Source organism: Micromonospora sp. NPDC047644 (assembly GCF_040704315.1).
Classification (GTDB): domain Bacteria; phylum Actinomycetota; class Actinomycetes; order Mycobacteriales; family Micromonosporaceae; genus Micromonospora.
This window is the reverse complement of the sequence record NZ_JBEYSY010000025.1, coordinates 38,782-54,519: the sequence shown is the minus strand read 5'-3', so window position 1 is coordinate 54,519 and position 15,738 is coordinate 38,782. Positions and strand designations below refer to the sequence as shown.

Below are 15,738 nucleotides of genomic sequence, written 5' to 3'. Positions count from 1 at the left end.
GGACGCCTGTGGGGTCGGGGGGGGGGGGGGGGGGGGTGGGGGGGGGGGGGCGGTCGGGTCGTGGGGGGGTGGCCCCGGCCGGCCGGGTCCACCCCGCGTGTCACGTCCCGGCGGGCTGGCAACCGGCCCGCCGTTCCGACTACTCGGACTTGCCGAACGCGTCCACGCCGGTCAACTCGGCCGACAACGCCCAGAGTCGCTCGGCCGCCTCGCGGTCGGCGGGGCCGTCGAAGGTCTTGACCACCGTGCACGCCTGGCAGTAACCGCCGCCCGCGTCCGCCAGTCGCGGTGACGTCGCGGCCCAGACCTGGGTCGCGGCGCCCTGCTCGGGTGCCCGGAACTCGGGCAGCAGTGCGGTGCCGTTCTCGTCGATCCAGCCGGCGCCGACCATCTCCTCCTTGGAGAGGTGCCGCTGCAACGGGGTGAGGATGTAGCCGGGGTTCACCGAGAAGGCCTGCACCCCGGCTGCCCGGCCCAGCCTGTCGAGCTCGGTGGCGAAGAGGATGTTGGCCGACTTCGACTGGCTGTACGCCGCCCACTTGTCGTAGCCGTTCTCGAAGTGCACGTCGTCCCAGTTGATGCGTGGGGTCTCCCCGGCGCCCGAGGCGACGACGACGACGCGCGCGCCGCCGTTTGCGGTCAGCGCCGGCCAGAGCCGGTTGGCCAGGGCGTAGTGCCCCAGGTGGTTGGTCGCGAACTGAGCCTCCCAGCCCTCGCCCACTCGGGTCAGCGGGGTGGCCATGATGCCCGCATTGTTGATCAGGATGTCGATGGGGCGACCCGCGTCGAGGACGCGGTCGGCGAAGTTCCGGACGCTGCCGAGGTCGGCGAGGTCGAGTTCGTCGACCTCCACGCCGGCGATCCCCGCGACCGCCTCCCGCGCGACGTCCGTACGGCGGGCCGGAACGAGGACCCGGGCACCGGCGGCGGCGAGGGCGCGGGTGGTCGCCAGGCCCAGGCCGGAGTATCCGCCGGTGACGATGGCGAACCTGCCGGAGAGATCGATGCCGGCGAGCACCTCGGTCGCTGTGCTGTCGATCCCGAAACCCAGGTCGTCAGGCTGATCAGAAAGAGTCATGTTCAACTTTCCGGTCGGGCACCGTTACTGCTGGCGCGTGGGGTCAGGCGGGGTTCTCGACGCGGTAGAGCCGCTGCGTCATGCGGGGGAACAGCAGACCCTGCAGAATGCCGATGCCGGCTGCCACCGCCGAGGTGAGCGTCACCAATAGGTGAAGCACCGTGAATTGTAGTCCAAAAAGGATTCCGTGGTGACGATAGGCGTAGCCGTAGGTGCGCTTGTCGAGCCCGATGCTGATCCCGGTCAGCACCGCGGCGGCGAGGAGGGCCCAGGGACCGAGGAGCACCGACGAGACCAGCGCGATCACCGCCGCGAGAAGGAAGGCGCTTCCCAGTGCCCGGTATCCGGTTCCGGCACCGCCCGGAAGCTTGTTCAGTCGCAGCCAGTTCGGCGCGCCGAGCCGGGTGCGGTTGAACACCTTGGTCAGCATCACCCGCAGCGTGCCGTCGTGGTCGTGTCGTCCCCGGATGGTGGGTACGGCCTTGACCTCGTACCGGGCGTTGAGCCGGAAGCCGTAGTCCTGCTCCTCGGTCCAGCGGAGTCGGTCGTTGAACTCGCCGATCTCCAGGAACGTCTCCTTCTTTATCGCGAAGAGAGCCGAGTGCAGACCCGGGATGGCACCCTCGACCTCGCAGAACCAGACGTACTGCTGGATGGCGCGGTAGCGCTTGACCAGGCTGTCGGGAAACATCGGCTCGGCCCGGTACATGCCGCAGATCGCGCCGAGTCGCGGCTCTTCCCGCAGGTGGTCGACCGCCCGCTCGACCGCGTCGGGATCGAGCGCGACGTCGGAGTCCACAAAGAACAGGACGTCACCCTTGGCGTGCCGGGCGCCGAGGTTCCGCGCAGTGGAGACGCCGCTGTTGACCGGCACCTGCAGCACCGTGACGTCGAGCGCCCTGGCGATCGCCACCGAGTCGTCCGTGCTCGCGTCGTCGGCCACGATCACCTCGACGGCCGGGTACGTCTGGTTCTTCGCCGCTCTGATGCACTCGCCGATGGTGCTGGCGTAGTTGTAGTTCGGAATGATCACGGAGACGAGTGGCTGCTCATTCATCGGGCTCCAACCTTTCTTTGTTTCATCGGTGTTGCCGTGCCGTGGCGCGTCCGCGAAGGGTGGTGAAGAGAACCTCGTACGCGTCCAGCGACGCCGCCACGGAGAAACGCGCCCGTGCCGCCCGGGCCTTCTGCTCCTTCCAGTGCCGCGGTACCGCCGCCAGTTCGGAGATGGCCCGTTCCAGCGCTTGTGGATCCCGGGGCGGAACCATTCGGCCGAATCCGGTCGCGGCCACGGGGTAACGGTTGCCGGGAAGATCGGTCGTCACCGACGGGATGCCGCTCATCATCGCCTCGGCCAGTACGGTGCCGAACGAACTGGCGACCGCCGGCAGCGCGAACACGTCGACCGAGGCATAGAAATCGTTGACCTCTCGGCCGCGCAGCTCGCCGAGGATCCGAACCCGACTGTCCCGGTCGATCTCGGACTGCACCGCCGTCAGATCGCCACCGGTCACCTCGTGGTAGTTGCCCGCGATCAACAGCCGGGCGTCGGGGTCGGCGATCCGCTGGAAGGCCCGGACCAGGTAGCCGATGCCCATGTCCGCCACGATCCGGCCCAGGAAACCGACGTGCAGGCCGCCGGTCTCCCGGTATCGGGGCTCACCGCCCCGCCGGTCCAGGCACGGCGGCGCGATCGGGGTGAAGTTGCGGTTGCGGATGACCGGCCAGAACCGCGAGGCGTGTGCCTGGTCGTGGCTGCTCGCCACCACGGCGGCGGAGCGGCGGATGGCCGCTCGGGAGGAGACGTCCGAGGCGCGCGCGAAGGCACGGCCCGACCAGCCCGCCGGCAGGTGCGGGTCGCTGTGCAGCATGCTCACCACCGGTACGCGGCGGGCCAGCGGTATCAGCAGGGCCGCCGCCGGCATCGGCAGGTTGAGGTGCAGCAGCGACGACTTGCGCGCCAGCTGGCCGGCCAGGATCGGGTAGCGAGGGGCGACGATCGCCCGGCTCGCCCGCATCAGCACCGGGGAGCGGTAGATGTCCACCCCGCCGACGGTGTCCCGCAGCGGCAGCTCGGGATCGTGCTGGGCGGTGACGACGGCGACCCGCCAACCCCGATTGGCCATTCCCTCGGCGATGCTGCGTGCGGTCTGCGTGAATCCGCTGACGTACGGCTCGTAGTGGGTGGCCGCTAGCGTCAGATCGTATTTCCTGTCCGGCATGGGTACCGCATTCTCTGAGGTATCGCTACGGCCGACTGCCTAATCCCTGAGGACATTAGTAGTTCGCCTGTGACCATTTCCTTGGCGATTTCTTGGGGGCCGGTGAACCGGCATTCGTGTGCTCCGGACCCATCGCCACCGCCACCGTGGGCAGGGCAGGGGATGCCGCCGTCTGGCGCCGCCGGATGATCGCCGCGGTCACCAGCAGGCCGACCCCCGCGGTGGCGAGTTCGCTCAGCGTCACCACGACCCGGCTGACCAGCGCCACCACCCCGGCCACCGGAACCGGCAGGATGACACTGAGCGCGGCCGTCACCACCACCTCCCGGACGCCGATGCCGTCGGGAGCGAAGACGGCGATCACCCCGGCGACCGCGCCGAGGCCGAACGCGCCGAGGCAGAGCGGCAGCGCACGCAGCGGCGGCGCCCCCATCGCCACGGCGAGGACCCACAGGTGGGCGCCCCCGATCACCCACGCCAGCAGCTGGGCGACGACCGCCTGCCGGATGCCGGTGCCGCAGATCGCCGTCGACGGCTCCGGACGGCGGCGCAGCCGGCCGAGCAGGGTCGCGGCCCCGCCCACCAGACCGGGGCGGACCAGGACCGCGGCCACCGGCAGAACGGCCAGCAGGAGCCAGCCGGACGACGCGCCGAATACCTCCGGTCCGGCGGCCAGCCCCACGGTGGCGCCGGTCAGCAGGCTCACCACCAGGGCCAGCAGCCAGGCCGCGCTCATCCGGCCCGCCGGTACGCCGACGGCCCTGCCCATCTCGACGCTGACCAGAAAACCCATCACCTTGCCGGGCACGTACTTGACCAACTGTCCGAAGTAGAAGATCCGGGCCGCGTCCACGGCGGCGACCCGCTCCCCGACGCCGGCGAGCATGGCCCGCCAGGAGACCATCGTGGCGACCAGACCGGCGGCATTGGCCAGGACGGCCAACGCCGCCATCGTCACGACGAAGCCGGGCCGTTGCCCGCGTAGCGTGCCGGCGACCGTGGACCAGTCCTGACCACGTAGCGCGAGCACGATGAAGACCACGGTCACCACCAGCAGCAGGCCCACGAGTACCCGGCGGGCCACCGAGCGCCAACGCTTCCGGGGCACGGCGGTCACTGCTGCGGCGATTCCCGGGAAGGCCTGCGGTGCGTCCAGTTCCTTTGTTGACACGCGGCACCTTCTCCGATCGTGAAAGGAATCGAGCTGGTGGCTCACGCTAACCGCGAACCGCTTGCTTCTTCCTTGTCCGACGGTTCGCCGGTCATTTCTCCCTCAGGCCCGGCAAAGCGTTCCCGGGCGTACAGCCGCAGCAGTTCACCCATTCGGTAACTGCCCGGCGTCGAGGTCTCCAACAGCTGCGCGTCGACCAGACGCTCCAGGATGCGTTCGGTGTGTGCCTCCGAGCGGGCGAGCACCCGGGCGGCGGTCGACCGGCTGAGTTCCGTCATCGGCGACGTGCCCAACAACTTGAACGCCTCGGCGATGGCGCGCTCGGAGCGGTCCGGGCTGCCGGAGAGACGGTCGTAGGAGCCGGCCATGCTGGCCCGCAGGCCGACCCCGTCGAACTCGAGATTGTCCAGCCGGCGGCGCTCGTCGGCGAGTCGGTCGCGCAGCTCGGCGAGCGGCCATCCGGGGCGGGCCACGAGGCGGGCACCGACGATGCGCAGCGCCAGCGGCAGGCACTCGCACCACTCGGCGATCGCGGTCGCGGCCTCCGGCTCCGCCGCCACCCGTTCCGCCCCAACCCAGTGGCTCAGCAGCGCGATGGCGTCCGGGACGGTGAGCGGTCCGACGCGCAGCTGGCGCACGTCGCTGAGCCCCGCCAGCGGCTGACGGCTGGTCACCAGCGTCGCGCAGCCAGCGCCGCTGGGCAGCAGTGGGCGCACCTGGGCGGCGTCGACGGCGTTGTCGAGGACCAGCAGCAGCCGCCGGCCGGCGACGACCGAGCGGAACAGGGCCGCGGCCTCGTCGACCTGCTCCTGGTCGCAGTTCATGCTGACCCCGAGGGCGCGCAGCAGCCGGGCGAGTGCGTCGACCGGCGTCAGTGGCTCGGCGTCCGCGCTGGTGCCACGCAGGGCGATGTACAACTGGCCGTCCGGGTACCGGCTGGTGAGCTTGTGCGCGGCGTGTATGGCCAGGGTGGACTTCCCCACCCCGGCGGTCCCGTAGATCGACACGACCGGGGCCGAGTCCTCCGTGCTGGGGGGGTTCAGCCAGCTCAAAATCGGTGCGAGGTCGTCGTACCGGCCGGAGAATCGGGCGATGTCGGCGGGCAGCTGCCGCGGCACGTGCCGGATCGGGGTGGAGACCGGGCCGACGTTGCCCGGGTACGGCTCGTCGAGTTCGCCGCGGAGTATGGCGACGTGCAGGTTGCGCAACTCGGGGCCGGGCTCGGCGCCGAACTGCTCGACGACCTGCGCGCGGGTGTCGACGTAGTACTGCAACGCCTCGGGGGTACGCCCCATCGCGCAGAGCGCCCGCATCTGCAGCGACACGAGCGGCTCGGCGAGCGGGTACGAGCCGAGGACCCGGGCCAACCGCTCGGCGACCGCTTCCGGGCTACCGAGTCGCAGCTCCTCGGCGCCCCAGGCGCCGGCCAAGCTGATCAACTGCGATGCCACGCTGCGCCTGACCCGGTTGGCCCAGTCACTGGCCAGGGTGGCGAGTGGATCCCCCCGCCACAGGTCCATCGCCTCTCGCAGCGCGGCGATCCGCCTCTCGTCGCTGATCCGCGTCGCCGCGCGGCCGGTGTCGATGAGACGGTTCAACCGGTGCAGGTCCACCTGTTGGCGCTCGACGTCCAGCACGTAGCCGTCCCCGTGGCGACTCAGTCCGATGGGCTTGCCGGAGCCGTCGTCGACCTGTGCCAGGGCCCGGCGCAGCCGGGCGACGTGGGCGTAGAGGGCGCTGCGGGGCGCCTCCGGAGCCGCCGGCCCCCACACCCGTTCGGTCAGGGTGTCGATCGACACCGGCGTACCGGCGTCCACGGCCAGGGCCGCCAGGACCGCGCGACGCTGCCGTGGCCCCACATCCAGCGGGCCACCTGCTGACTCCACCTCGATGGGTCCCAGTAGTCGGATCCTCACATGCTCTCCCCGTCATCACGTCTGACGACGGCCGGCGTACTAGTGGACGCCGGCCGGTGTCCGGTACCTCTGTCGGAAGCGCGCGTCGAGCACGTAGCGCATGCCACCACTCAACGCGCCCGCGGAAATCGCGAGACTGTACAGAAAACTGAGGAGCGCGCTCGGCGGGACCAGCCGCCAGCCCGCGGTGCGTCGGACGTAGTTCAACAGGGGGAGGTCGACGCCGATGAACCACGTCAGGAAGGCGACCGGAACGGCCGCCAGGTAGGGGGAGACCAGTACCAGGGGGAGGCTGGTGGTGGCCAGGAAGGCGGCCGCGACCTCGGCGGGCCGGTGGGTGGCCTCCCGCTCGGGTTTCAGCTCGCGTTGCTTGAGGACGAGGGGAACCAGTGAGCCGGCCCGCCGGTAGAGCTTCCGCAGGATCAGGGACAGTTGGTCGTCGTCGTCGTGGTACCCGACCACGGACAGGGTGCGGGTGACCGGGTGGTGCTCCGCGATCCGGAGGCTGAACTCGTGGTCCTCGTTGGCGTACTGGCCGCGCAGCCGCTCGTCGAACGCCCCGATGTCGTCGATGACCCAGCGGGGCACGGCGCCGCTGGCGAAGTGGCCGGTCCGTGCCGGCCCGAGCTTGCGGGTGGCGCGGTAGTGGCCGTAGAGCACCTGCACCCACTCCACCACGCCGTCGTCGACCAGGGGGCGGTCGCCGTAGACGCCCCAGACGGCTCCGTAGGACGGGTTCTCCTCGAAGATCTTCACGGCGTTGGCGACCGCGTCGGGGGCGAGGGCGACGTCGGAGTCGAGGAAGAAGAGGATCTCGCCGCTACTTGCGGCTATGCCGCGGTTGCGGGCGGGGCCGGCACCGACATTGTCGGTCAGTTCGATGAGTGTGCAACCGAGTTTTCTGACGATCTCCGGCGTCTCGTCCGTGCTGGCGTCGTCGACGACGATGACCTCGACCGACGGGTGCGTCTGGTGCAATGCCGAGAGTACGCTCAGGGCGATGGTCTTCCGGCTGTTGTGACAGGGGATTACCACTGACACCAGTGGCGTCTTGGCGGGCTTCATTGATGCTCCTCGGGCAGGAATTCGGCTGCGCTGGGAGGTGGACGACGCACCTACTCGTCGGTTTCCTCGTCGTCGAGAAGACCCGTTGACCACCTTAGTGCCTGATTGACATCGGTAGACATCCATCGATCGGTTTCATGCTCGTTAAATGCTCGGGATGGCCTGCCACCGTATGTTTCGCGCCAATGTGACGCTCATCTCGCTCAGGGTGCCGAGATGACGAACTGCTGGGCCTTGTGGTCGGACAGGCCCTTGGGGAGGGTCAGGTCGTAACTGTGCACCTTGATGTCCGGAGTGGTGAAGAGCCAATCGATACGCCACATTCGCGGCTTGTCGCCCACCGGCCAGGTGACCGGGTAGAGCGAGGAGAGCGCACTGCTCTGGTCGACCAGCCGGTCGGAGACCATGTCGAGAAGATTCATCGACGGTGAGGTGTTCAGGTCGCCGGCCATCACCGCCCGGTTCGGGTTCTTCTCCAGGTCGGCGGCGATGGCCTGGTAGCTGGCCTGCCGGATCTCGAAGTTGAACCGGTCGATCTCGAACATGTTCCGGTCGTCGTCGCCGCGTAGCAGCAGGATCCGGACCGGCGGCTGGAAGATGTGCGAGTTGTAGAACGACACGACCTGGCCGTTGACTCGGATGTCGGTACGCAGCGCCTGCGACGTGTAGAACAGTGGTCGGTCGACAAGGGCCGGCGGCACCGGCTTCAGATCGTCCGGCAGGTACGGCTGCGAGTCGAGCCACGCGTGCCCGACCACCGGCAGCCGGGTGAGCGTGACGTTGCGCCCCTCGCGGACGATCGTGTAGCTGGGGAACGCGGCCTTCAACTGCGCCGTCTGGTCGATCTCGTACGCCTGCGCGAAGATGTCGGCCAGCGAGTCGTCGACGTTGGCGTACTCGTGCAGCATGTAGACGTCGGCGTCCATCTCCCGCAGGAAGTCGTAGAACTGCGCCGTGGTGGTGCGCTGCTCCCCGCCGTTGCGCCGGTCCTGGTCCCAGTACTCGGTGTTCCAGGTCACCACCTTGACGGCGTCGGCGGGCGCCGGTGGCGGGGTGTGGAACACCGTCGCGAAGTTGATCCCGCTGTAGCCGAGGCCGAGTATGAGGGCGAGCAGTGCCGCCCCGACCAGCCGTCCGCGCATCGGCCGCGCCAGCCAGGCGACGGGCAGCAGCACCACCGGGACCGCCGCCCAGGCGATCGGCGGCAGCAGGTCCACTGGCCCCCACACGTACGTCCGGGCGCTGAGCAGGTGGTGCAGCACGACGACGACCAGCCAGCTCACGCAGGCCACGGCCGCGAGGCGCGCCCCCCAGCGGGCTCGCCGGGACCGGGCGGAAGGCTCCGGCGACAACTCCGGATCCTTTTCGTCCATTATTGCGGTCGTTCTTGCCGCCGCTTCCGTCATGGCAACTCCTTTACGTGGCTCCGGTTCCCGCCGAGGTCGGTACTGGCCGGGAGAAAGGTATCGATCGGCACCTTGCTCGAAGCTTGTTCCGGACACCAAGGAGGGGGCAATCGTCACTCACTAGCGTCACGAGTGCCAATACCGGATTCACCACCGAGGAAGGAGCCGCCGGATGGAGCAGGCGAAGCCTATCGACGCTCACACCGGAGCTGGCGTCTGCGGCCGGGGCTGGTCGGTCCGATATGCGACTTGCCCGGCATTTGGCGGGCCGGCCCGATTGGTCGGTAGCGGTGACCGGCGGATGGTCGGTCGGTGAATATCCGATAACGGCGAATGCCGGAAATGTGGCCGCAGCGCAGTCGTGACATTGCCGTCGAGAGCGCGGCATTTCTTCGAAACGGGAGGTGGAAGTGCACGTTGTGGTGACCGGAGCCGCCGGCATGTTGGGCACCGCGCTGCTGGCGCGCCCCTGGCCGGGAGTGACATGGACCGGAGTGGACATCCGTCCACTCGCGCCCCGGGTGCGAGGGCGGGCGACCTTCGTCCGGGCCGACGTCCGGGACGTCGAGGCGATGACCCGCGCCTTCCGCTCCGCCGACATGGTCATCCACTCCGCCGCCGCGTTGCCCAGCCACCCGGCGGCGGAGATCCGATCGGTCGACGTGGAGGGCACCGGCTCGGCGCTGGCCGCGGCGCGGCGGGCCGGTGTGGACCGGTTCGTGCACATCTCGTCCACCGCCGTCTACGGACTGCCCCAGGACTGCCCCACGCCGGAGGACTACCCGTGCGAACCGGTGGACCCCTACTCGGCTGCGAAGCTCGGCGCCGAGACCGCCGTGCTCCGGCAACGCGAACGGGGCCTCTGCGCCCCGATCCTGCGGCCCAAGACCTTCCTCGGCGAAGAGCGTCTCGGTCTCTTCGCCATGCTCTTCGAGTGGGCCGACGAGGGCCGGCACTTCCCGCTGATCGGCGGCGGCGACGTCGCCACCCAGATGCTCGACGTCGAGGACCTTTGCGCGGCGATCCAGCTGATCTGCGAGGCGCCCGACGACAAGGCCAACGACACGTTCAACATCGGCGCGCGCGAGTTCCGCACCCTACGGGAGGACTTCCAGGCGGTCCTGGACGCCGCCGGCCACGGCAGGCGGGTCCTGGCCATGCCGGTCGGGCCCGCCGTCGCCGCGCTGCGCGTACTCGCCGCGACGCGGCTCTCCCCGGTCTACAAGCGACTCGTGCACAAGCTCACCCGGGACTCGTACGTCTCGATCGACCGGGCCACCCAGCGGCTCGGGTTCAGTCCGCGGTTCAGCAACGAACAGGCGTTGCTGAAGACGTACGAGTGGTGGCGGGCGAACGCCGCCGGGGCGCGGCGCAGCGCCGGACGTACCCACCGCGACCCCTGGAAGCAGGGCGCTCTGAGCCTGGCGAAGGCGCTGTTCTGACACTCCACGGAGCAAGGAGAGGTCCGCCATGAATCACGCCCTGGAAGTCCCGAACCCCACATCCTCGGACCTGCCCGTGGTCTCCGTCGACCCGGCGGTCGCCGTACAGGCGCTGAAACCGCTGGCCCGCGTCACCGGACTGTTCGTCCTGCTGCGGCCCCGCCAGTGGGTCAAGGGCGGCCTGGTGCTGGCGGCGCCGCTCGTGGCCGCACCCGGCGCCGCGGTGACCCATATCGTGCCGCTGCTCGGCACCCTGCTGAGCTTTCTGGCCGCAGCCTCGGCCGTGTACGTCTTCAACGACCTGAGGGATCGGGAGCGCGACCGGGTACACCCGGTCAAACGAAACCGTCCACTGGCGAGTGGGCGGGTGAGCACGACCGCCGCGGTCATCCTCCTCGTCTCCCTGCTCACCGGCACCGCCGCCCTGACCACCCTGTTACCCGCCCTGACCGGCGTCGTCGTCGCCGGCTATCTCGCCCTCAACCTCTGGTACTGCCTGGCGCTCAAGCATCAGCCCCTGGTCGACGTGTCGGTCGTCTCCATCGGATTCGTCCTGCGGGTGCTGGCCGGCACCGTTGCCGTCGGCGCGGCCGTTCATCCGGCGCTGCTGATCGGGGTCTACTGCGCGTGCCTCGCGCTCTCCCTCGGCAAGCGACGCCACGAACTCGCCGCCCTCTCGGCCACGGGCGGTGAGGCCGGCGAGCACCGGCCATCGCTGCGCGCCTACTCGGTGCACTTCCTTGACCAGGTCGTGGTGGTGAACCTGGTGGCGGCGCTGATCGGCTACGTCGCCTTCGTCTGGACCCAGACACCGCCGTACGGACCGATCACCGCGGGGCTGACCTTCCCGTTCGCCGCGTTCGCGGTTCACCGCTACCTGCAGATGATCGCCATCGGCGGCTCCGGTGGCGATCCGGTCGAGGACCTCGTCCGGGACCGCGCGCTGCTGGTCAATCTCGGCCTGTGGGCCGCGGTGCTGGCGCAGGCGATGCTGGCCAACGCCTGGCCCGTCCGGTAACCGTTCGACACCCCTTGGAGAAGCCCGTGAGCAGCAAAAACTCCCACGAATACGACCTCTGCGTCGCGGTCAACTACTACTCGCCCTACGTCAGCGGGCTGACCGAGGTGGCCCGGGTGCTCGCCGAGGGCCTCGCCGGGCGGGGCTGGCGGGTGGCGGTGGTCGCCGTCCGGCACGACGCGGCGCTTCCGCTGCGGGAGAGCCGCAACGGCGTCGACGTCTACCGCAGCCCGGTGGTCGCCTCGGTCGGCCGTGGCCCGGTCAGTCCCGGCTTCCCGTCCCTGGTGCGCCGGATCGCCCGGCGTTCGCGGGTGGTGAACCTGCACCTGCCGATGCTGGAGGGAGCGCTGATCACCGCCCTGCCGCTGCGGGTGCCGGTGGTGACCACCTACCACATCGACCTCTGGCTGCCGCCCACCCTGGTGACCCGGGCGGCGATGGCCGCGGTACGGGTGTCGTCGCGGGTCACGCTGCGCCGCTCGGACGCCGTCGTCGTCAACAGCGACGACCAGGCGCAGTACTCGGAGCTCTGGTCGATCCTGCGGTCCAGCCAGCGGTCCGCGATCCCGGCGCCCTGCCTGGACCGGCGCGGCGGGGAGGCGACATACCGGGAGACCGCCGGCCCGCACATCGGCTTCCTCGGGCGGATCGTGCCGGACAAGGGCCTGGACTACCTGGTCGCCGCGTTCGCCGAGATCCCGGATCCCGAGGCGCGGCTGCTGGTTGGCGGCGACTATCTGACCGTCGCGGGCGGCAGTGTGATCGACCGGATCCGGACGGCCGCCGAACGGGATCCCCGGATCCGGATCCTCGGGCTGCTCCGCGGCCGGCTGATCAACGACTTCTACGCGTCGATCGACGCGTTCGCCCTGCCCTCCATCGCCGAATCCTTCGGTATCGCGCAGGCCGAGGCGATGATGTGCGGTATCCCGTCGGTCACCACCGACCTGCCCGGTGGACGCTATCCGGTCCTGGCGACCGGGATGGGAAGGGTCGTCCAGCCGCGGGATCCGGCTGGACTGCGCGTGGCGCTGCTGGACGTGCTCGGCTGGGACGCCGACACCCGGCGCGAGGGCGCCAAGCGGGCCCTGGAGGAGTTCGGTGTGGACGGGTGTCTGGACCGGTACGCGGCGCTGTTCCGGCTCCACGGGGCGCGGGCGAAGGCATTGATGTGAGTGGTGTTCCGGTCAGTAGAATGGCGGCCACGTTTCGTTACGGAGGTGCAGATGCACAGCAGGGAATTCGGTCGTCTCGGCACGGTCAGCGCGCTCACCCTGGGCGGTGGCGGGATCGGCGGTGTCTGGGGGGCGACCGACCAGGCCGAGGCGGTGGCGACCGTGCGGGCGGCCGTCGACGGTGGTGTCACGATGCTCGACCTAGCCCCGACCTACGGCGACGGCTACGCGGCCGAGAACGTCGCCGGTGCCGCCCTGCGCGCCATTCCGGCCTCGGACGTCCTCGTCACCAGCAAGATCGAGCTGCCCGAGCAGGACGGTGGTGATCTCCCGGAGAAGATGATCCGCAGCCTGCACGCCACCCTGAAGCGGCTCGGCCGCGAGCAGCTGGATCTCTTCCTGCTCCACTCCCAACTGCACCCGCACGGCTGGACCGGTCCCACTCCCCGGACCCTCGGCTGGGACCTGTACCGCGACCAGGTGGTGCCGACCTTCGAACGGCTGCGGGACGAGGGCAAGATCCGGGCCTGGGGGTTGACCGGTGTCGGCCACCCGCAGACCGTGATCGACGCCATGCACCAGCAACCGCGCCCGGATGCGGTCCAGGCGGTGGTGAACGCCCTTGATCTCAGTGGCGACATGTGGCTGCTCGGCACGTCAGCCGAGCCTCGGAACGACGAGATCCGCCGAGCCGCGGTCGATGACGGCGTCTCGGTGATTGCGATCCGTGCCGTGGCGGCGGGAGCGCTCACCGGAGAGATCGACCGGTCCGTGGCGGACGACGCCCCGGTCGCGGTCGACTTCGCCCGGGCGGAGCGGTTCCGTGCGCTCGCCGCCGAGTTCGGCGAGTCGCCCGCCTCGTTGGCCCACCGGTACGCCCTGAGCGTCCCCGGCGTGGCGACCGTGGTGCTCGGGGTAAAGAACCGCACCGAGTTGGCCGAGTGCCTCGCCGCCGAGGCCCGTGGTCCGCTGACCGAGGTCGAACGGAAGGCCCTGCTCGACCTGCGGAGCTGAGCGAACGGCAGCCCGGTCGTCGGGGGGCGACCCGGTACGGTGCTCCCGTTGCCGACGAGCGCCGCTAGCTCAACTGGCAGAGCAGTGGACTCTTAATCCGCGGGTTCGGGGTTCGAGTCCCTGGCGGCGCACAACGAGCAAGGCCCTGACCTGGTGGTTCACACTGGGCCGGGGCCTTTTCGTGTACGCCGATAATGGGCGTCGCTCGGTGGGTGCTCGGGAGCCGTTGGATGTGGCCGGGGTCGGTGGGACGCGGTGCGATGCCGGCGGACAGAACGTCGGAGTGCGCTGCCGCCGGTGCATCCCCCGGCTGCGGATGGGAGTTCGTTGTGCGTCGGATCATGCGTAGGTCGGTGCGGGCCATTCTTCTGGACGAGGAAGACCGTCTCGTGCTGATCAGGCGGATCAAGCCCGGCCGGGCGCCGTACTGGACGACGCCGGGCGGTGGCGTGGAGTCGACGGATGCCTCACTGGAGGCCGCGCTTCGCCGGGAGTTGTACGAAGAACTCGGTGCCGAGGCCGACCGGTTCGCCCAGGTGCTCCTGTTCACCGCCCCCACTGGTGAGGGCGTTGAGGTCCAGCACTTCTTTGCCTGTCGGCTCCTTCAGCTCAACGAGGACGCCCGTACGGGGCAGGAGTTCGCTGACCCGTCGCGTGGTGGCTACCGGCTTGACCGGTTGAGGATCGACGAGCTTCCTGCGGTGGGTCTCAAGCCGGACGCGTTGAAGGACTTCATCACCTCCAACGAGGAGGCTCTGCTCTCGGTATAGGGCAGTTTGACGAGACCGACAATCCAGATCCTGCGACGAGACTGAGGGGCTATCCATGGCGACTGAGTACCGCTTGACGCTGGCCGGCGACATTCCTCTCGATGTGCTGGCCGGTGTCGTCGCTCCGGAAGGTGTTGAGGAGTCGGCGGTAGATGGCAGGCCCCGGGCGTTGAGTGCGGACCTCAGCGATCGGTGTGGTTACACGGTGAGCATCCACGGCGGCTCCCACGGCTACTTCGAGGCCGAGGATGGTGACGGCTCGATGTGGGAGTGGGAACCGGAGCGGTACGTCACCATCGGCTTCCGGCTGGGGAAGGACGAATCCTCCGACCGGGCGACGCGGGAGATGCTGGCGACTGTGGCCCGGGTGCTGGACGAGCGACCGGAGGACGCCGCGCTGATCCTCGACGCCGACTGGCTGCTACTGACCCGCTTCTCGGGAACGCTGCACCAGCACGCACGGAGCTGGTGGGGCGTTCACGGCGAGGACGATCTACTCAGCCGGTAAAAGGCTCGGCGGCCTGCCTATTCCGCGACTGGCAAGGGCCTCGGCCCTGACGCGCCCGCAGAGGCGAGGACTTCGTCGGCCGGCCGCGGGCGGCATGGGCCGTGCGCTAGCCATCCTGGACGGGAGGTCGTGGGCTGCCTCATCCGCCTCGCGGAGCCAGGATGATCCGGCCGAGATCAATCTGCACGTTTAATTGGATCTGGCGCCAGTCGGCGGGGGTGAGGGTCGGTGCAGGAGTCAGCGGCGTGCCCACCCAGCGCCCACACAGGTTGAGGACACATGCGCACCACCACGATCGGCGAGGTGAAGGTCCTGCTGCCGGACCTCCAACCGGACGACCTCGACATCACCACGGACCTTGACGGCGGTCTCACTGAGGCCCTCGTCGAGGGCGCAGCGTGGCGCGGCTCGCACCTTGAGGACGCCCGCATCCGCAGCAGCCTGATCATTGGCGTGGACCTGAGCGAGAGCATCTGGGAAGCCGGCAGCCTCTACGGCTGCGAGATCACCCGCACCGACTTCTCCGGCGCGACCCTTACCGGCATAACCATCGAACGCTGCGCGATCACCGGCTCCCGCTTTACCGGCAGCAGACTCACCGACGTACGCCTCAAGGACATCCTGTTCGACGGCTGCCGCTTCGACTACGCGACCCTTCACCGCGTCGCCGCCGCGGGCTCGGTCGCGTTCACCGACTGCACTCTCACCAACGGCGCATGGTCTTCCTGCCGACTACCTCGCGTCGCGCTGAGGTCATGTGACCTCGCCGGACTGGAGCTGGACTCCTGCCGCCTGGACGGCACCGACCTGCGGGGCAACCGACTCCAAGGCCTCAAGACGCGGCTGGACAATCTGCGCGGCGTCACTCTCGGCGAGGACCAACTTCCTGACCTCACTCAGTTGGTCGTCGCTGCCTTCGGCCTCACCGTTCGCAACAACTGAAGCCGAGGAGG

The 15,738-nt window shown here is 69.6% G+C and carries 14 protein-coding genes and 1 tRNA gene; 8 read left to right on the top strand and 7 right to left on the bottom strand.

The window, feature by feature from the left end; translation table 11 throughout:
- Positions 1–139: 139 nt before the first annotated feature.
- The 7 genes from AB0877_RS30090 to AB0877_RS30060 all read right to left on the bottom strand — a co-directional run bounded on the left by AB0877_RS30090 (position 140) and on the right by AB0877_RS30060 (position 8,825).
- Positions 140–1,078 (bottom strand): oxidoreductase, encoded by a 939-nt coding sequence (locus tag AB0877_RS30090; RefSeq protein WP_366612981.1) that lies wholly within the window; start codon positions 1,076–1,078, stop codon positions 140–142.
- Between the two features lie 43 nt (positions 1,079–1,121).
- Entirely contained in the window at positions 1,122–2,135 is a 1,014-nt protein-coding gene (locus tag AB0877_RS30085; protein WP_366612979.1) for a glycosyltransferase family 2 protein, read from the bottom strand.
- Between the two features lie 22 nt (positions 2,136–2,157).
- Positions 2,158–3,300 (bottom strand): glycosyltransferase family 4 protein, encoded by a 1,143-nt coding sequence (locus AB0877_RS30080; protein ID WP_366612977.1) that lies wholly within the window; start codon positions 3,298–3,300, stop codon positions 2,158–2,160.
- Between the two features lie 55 nt (positions 3,301–3,355).
- The gene (locus AB0877_RS30075; RefSeq protein ID WP_366612975.1) at positions 3,356–4,471 is read right to left on the bottom strand and encodes a lysylphosphatidylglycerol synthase domain-containing protein; all 1,116 of its coding nucleotides are present in this window, start codon (positions 4,469–4,471) and stop codon (positions 3,356–3,358) included.
- A gap of 41 nt (positions 4,472–4,512) precedes the next feature.
- Positions 4,513–6,387, bottom strand: a complete 1,875-nt coding sequence (locus tag AB0877_RS30070) for a BTAD domain-containing putative transcriptional regulator (RefSeq protein ID WP_366612973.1) — start codon at positions 6,385–6,387, stop codon at positions 4,513–4,515.
- A gap of 39 nt (positions 6,388–6,426) precedes the next feature.
- Entirely contained in the window at positions 6,427–7,452 is a 1,026-nt protein-coding gene (locus AB0877_RS30065; RefSeq protein WP_366612971.1) for a glycosyltransferase, read from the bottom strand.
- 203 nt (positions 7,453–7,655) lie between these two features.
- Positions 7,656–8,825 (bottom strand): endonuclease/exonuclease/phosphatase family protein, encoded by a 1,170-nt coding sequence (locus AB0877_RS30060; RefSeq protein ID WP_366612969.1) that lies wholly within the window; start codon positions 8,823–8,825, stop codon positions 7,656–7,658.
- Between the two features lie 443 nt (positions 8,826–9,268).
- Between AB0877_RS30060 and AB0877_RS30055 the strand changes: the two genes are divergently transcribed.
- The 8 genes from AB0877_RS30055 to AB0877_RS30020 all read left to right on the top strand — a co-directional run bounded on the left by AB0877_RS30055 (position 9,269) and on the right by AB0877_RS30020 (position 15,727).
- Positions 9,269–10,300 (top strand): NAD-dependent epimerase/dehydratase family protein, encoded by a 1,032-nt coding sequence (locus AB0877_RS30055; protein WP_366612987.1) that lies wholly within the window; start codon positions 9,269–9,271, stop codon positions 10,298–10,300.
- Positions 10,301–10,328: 28 nt separating this feature from the next.
- A complete protein-coding gene (locus AB0877_RS30050; protein ID WP_366612967.1) occupies positions 10,329–11,318 on the top strand; it encodes a UbiA prenyltransferase family protein in 990 nt (329 codons plus the stop codon).
- Between the two features lie 26 nt (positions 11,319–11,344).
- Positions 11,345–12,493, top strand: a complete 1,149-nt coding sequence (locus AB0877_RS30045) for a glycosyltransferase family 4 protein (protein ID WP_366612965.1) — start codon at positions 11,345–11,347, stop codon at positions 12,491–12,493.
- Positions 12,494–12,544: 51 nt separating this feature from the next.
- On the top strand, positions 12,545–13,507 hold the full coding sequence (locus AB0877_RS30040; RefSeq protein ID WP_366612963.1) for an aldo/keto reductase: 963 nt from the start codon (positions 12,545–12,547) through the stop codon (positions 13,505–13,507).
- Between the two features lie 58 nt (positions 13,508–13,565).
- Positions 13,566–13,638: transfer RNA gene (locus AB0877_RS30035), tRNA-Lys, on the top strand.
- 198 nt (positions 13,639–13,836) lie between these two features.
- On the top strand, positions 13,837–14,277 hold the full coding sequence (locus AB0877_RS30030; protein ID WP_366612961.1) for an NUDIX hydrolase: 441 nt from the start codon (positions 13,837–13,839) through the stop codon (positions 14,275–14,277).
- Positions 14,278–14,332: 55 nt separating this feature from the next.
- Positions 14,333–14,785, top strand: coding sequence for a SitI3 family protein (locus tag AB0877_RS30025; RefSeq protein ID WP_366612959.1), 453 nt, complete (start codon positions 14,333–14,335; stop codon positions 14,783–14,785).
- A 279-nt stretch (positions 14,786–15,064) separates the two neighbouring features.
- Positions 15,065–15,727 (top strand): pentapeptide repeat-containing protein, encoded by a 663-nt coding sequence (locus tag AB0877_RS30020; RefSeq protein WP_366612957.1) that lies wholly within the window; start codon positions 15,065–15,067, stop codon positions 15,725–15,727.
- Positions 15,728–15,738: the final 11 nt, after the last annotated feature.

Excerpts from the sequence above, each read along its gene's own strand:
- AB0877_RS30080 (WP_366612977.1), bottom strand. The coding sequence starts at position 3,300 with ATGCCGGACAGGAAATACGATCTGACGCTAGCGGCCACCCACTACGAG.
- AB0877_RS30060 (WP_366612969.1), bottom strand. The coding sequence starts at position 8,825 with ATGGACGAAAAGGATCCGGAGTTGTCGCCGGAGCCTTCCGCCCGGTCC.
- AB0877_RS30085 (WP_366612979.1), bottom strand. The coding sequence starts at position 2,135 with ATGAATGAGCAGCCACTCGTCTCCGTGATCATTCCGAACTACAACTAC.
- AB0877_RS30050 (WP_366612967.1), top strand. The coding sequence starts at position 10,329 with ATGAATCACGCCCTGGAAGTCCCGAACCCCACATCCTCGGACCTGCCC.
- AB0877_RS30090 (WP_366612981.1), bottom strand. The coding sequence starts at position 1,078 with ATGACTCTTTCTGATCAGCCTGACGACCTGGGTTTCGGGATCGACAGC.
- AB0877_RS30025 (WP_366612959.1), top strand. The coding sequence starts at position 14,333 with ATGGCGACTGAGTACCGCTTGACGCTGGCCGGCGACATTCCTCTCGAT.
- AB0877_RS30020 (WP_366612957.1), top strand. The coding sequence starts at position 15,065 with ATGCGCACCACCACGATCGGCGAGGTGAAGGTCCTGCTGCCGGACCTC.
- AB0877_RS30065 (WP_366612971.1), bottom strand. The coding sequence starts at position 7,452 with ATGAAGCCCGCCAAGACGCCACTGGTGTCAGTGGTAATCCCCTGTCAC.
- AB0877_RS30040 (WP_366612963.1), top strand. The coding sequence starts at position 12,545 with ATGCACAGCAGGGAATTCGGTCGTCTCGGCACGGTCAGCGCGCTCACC.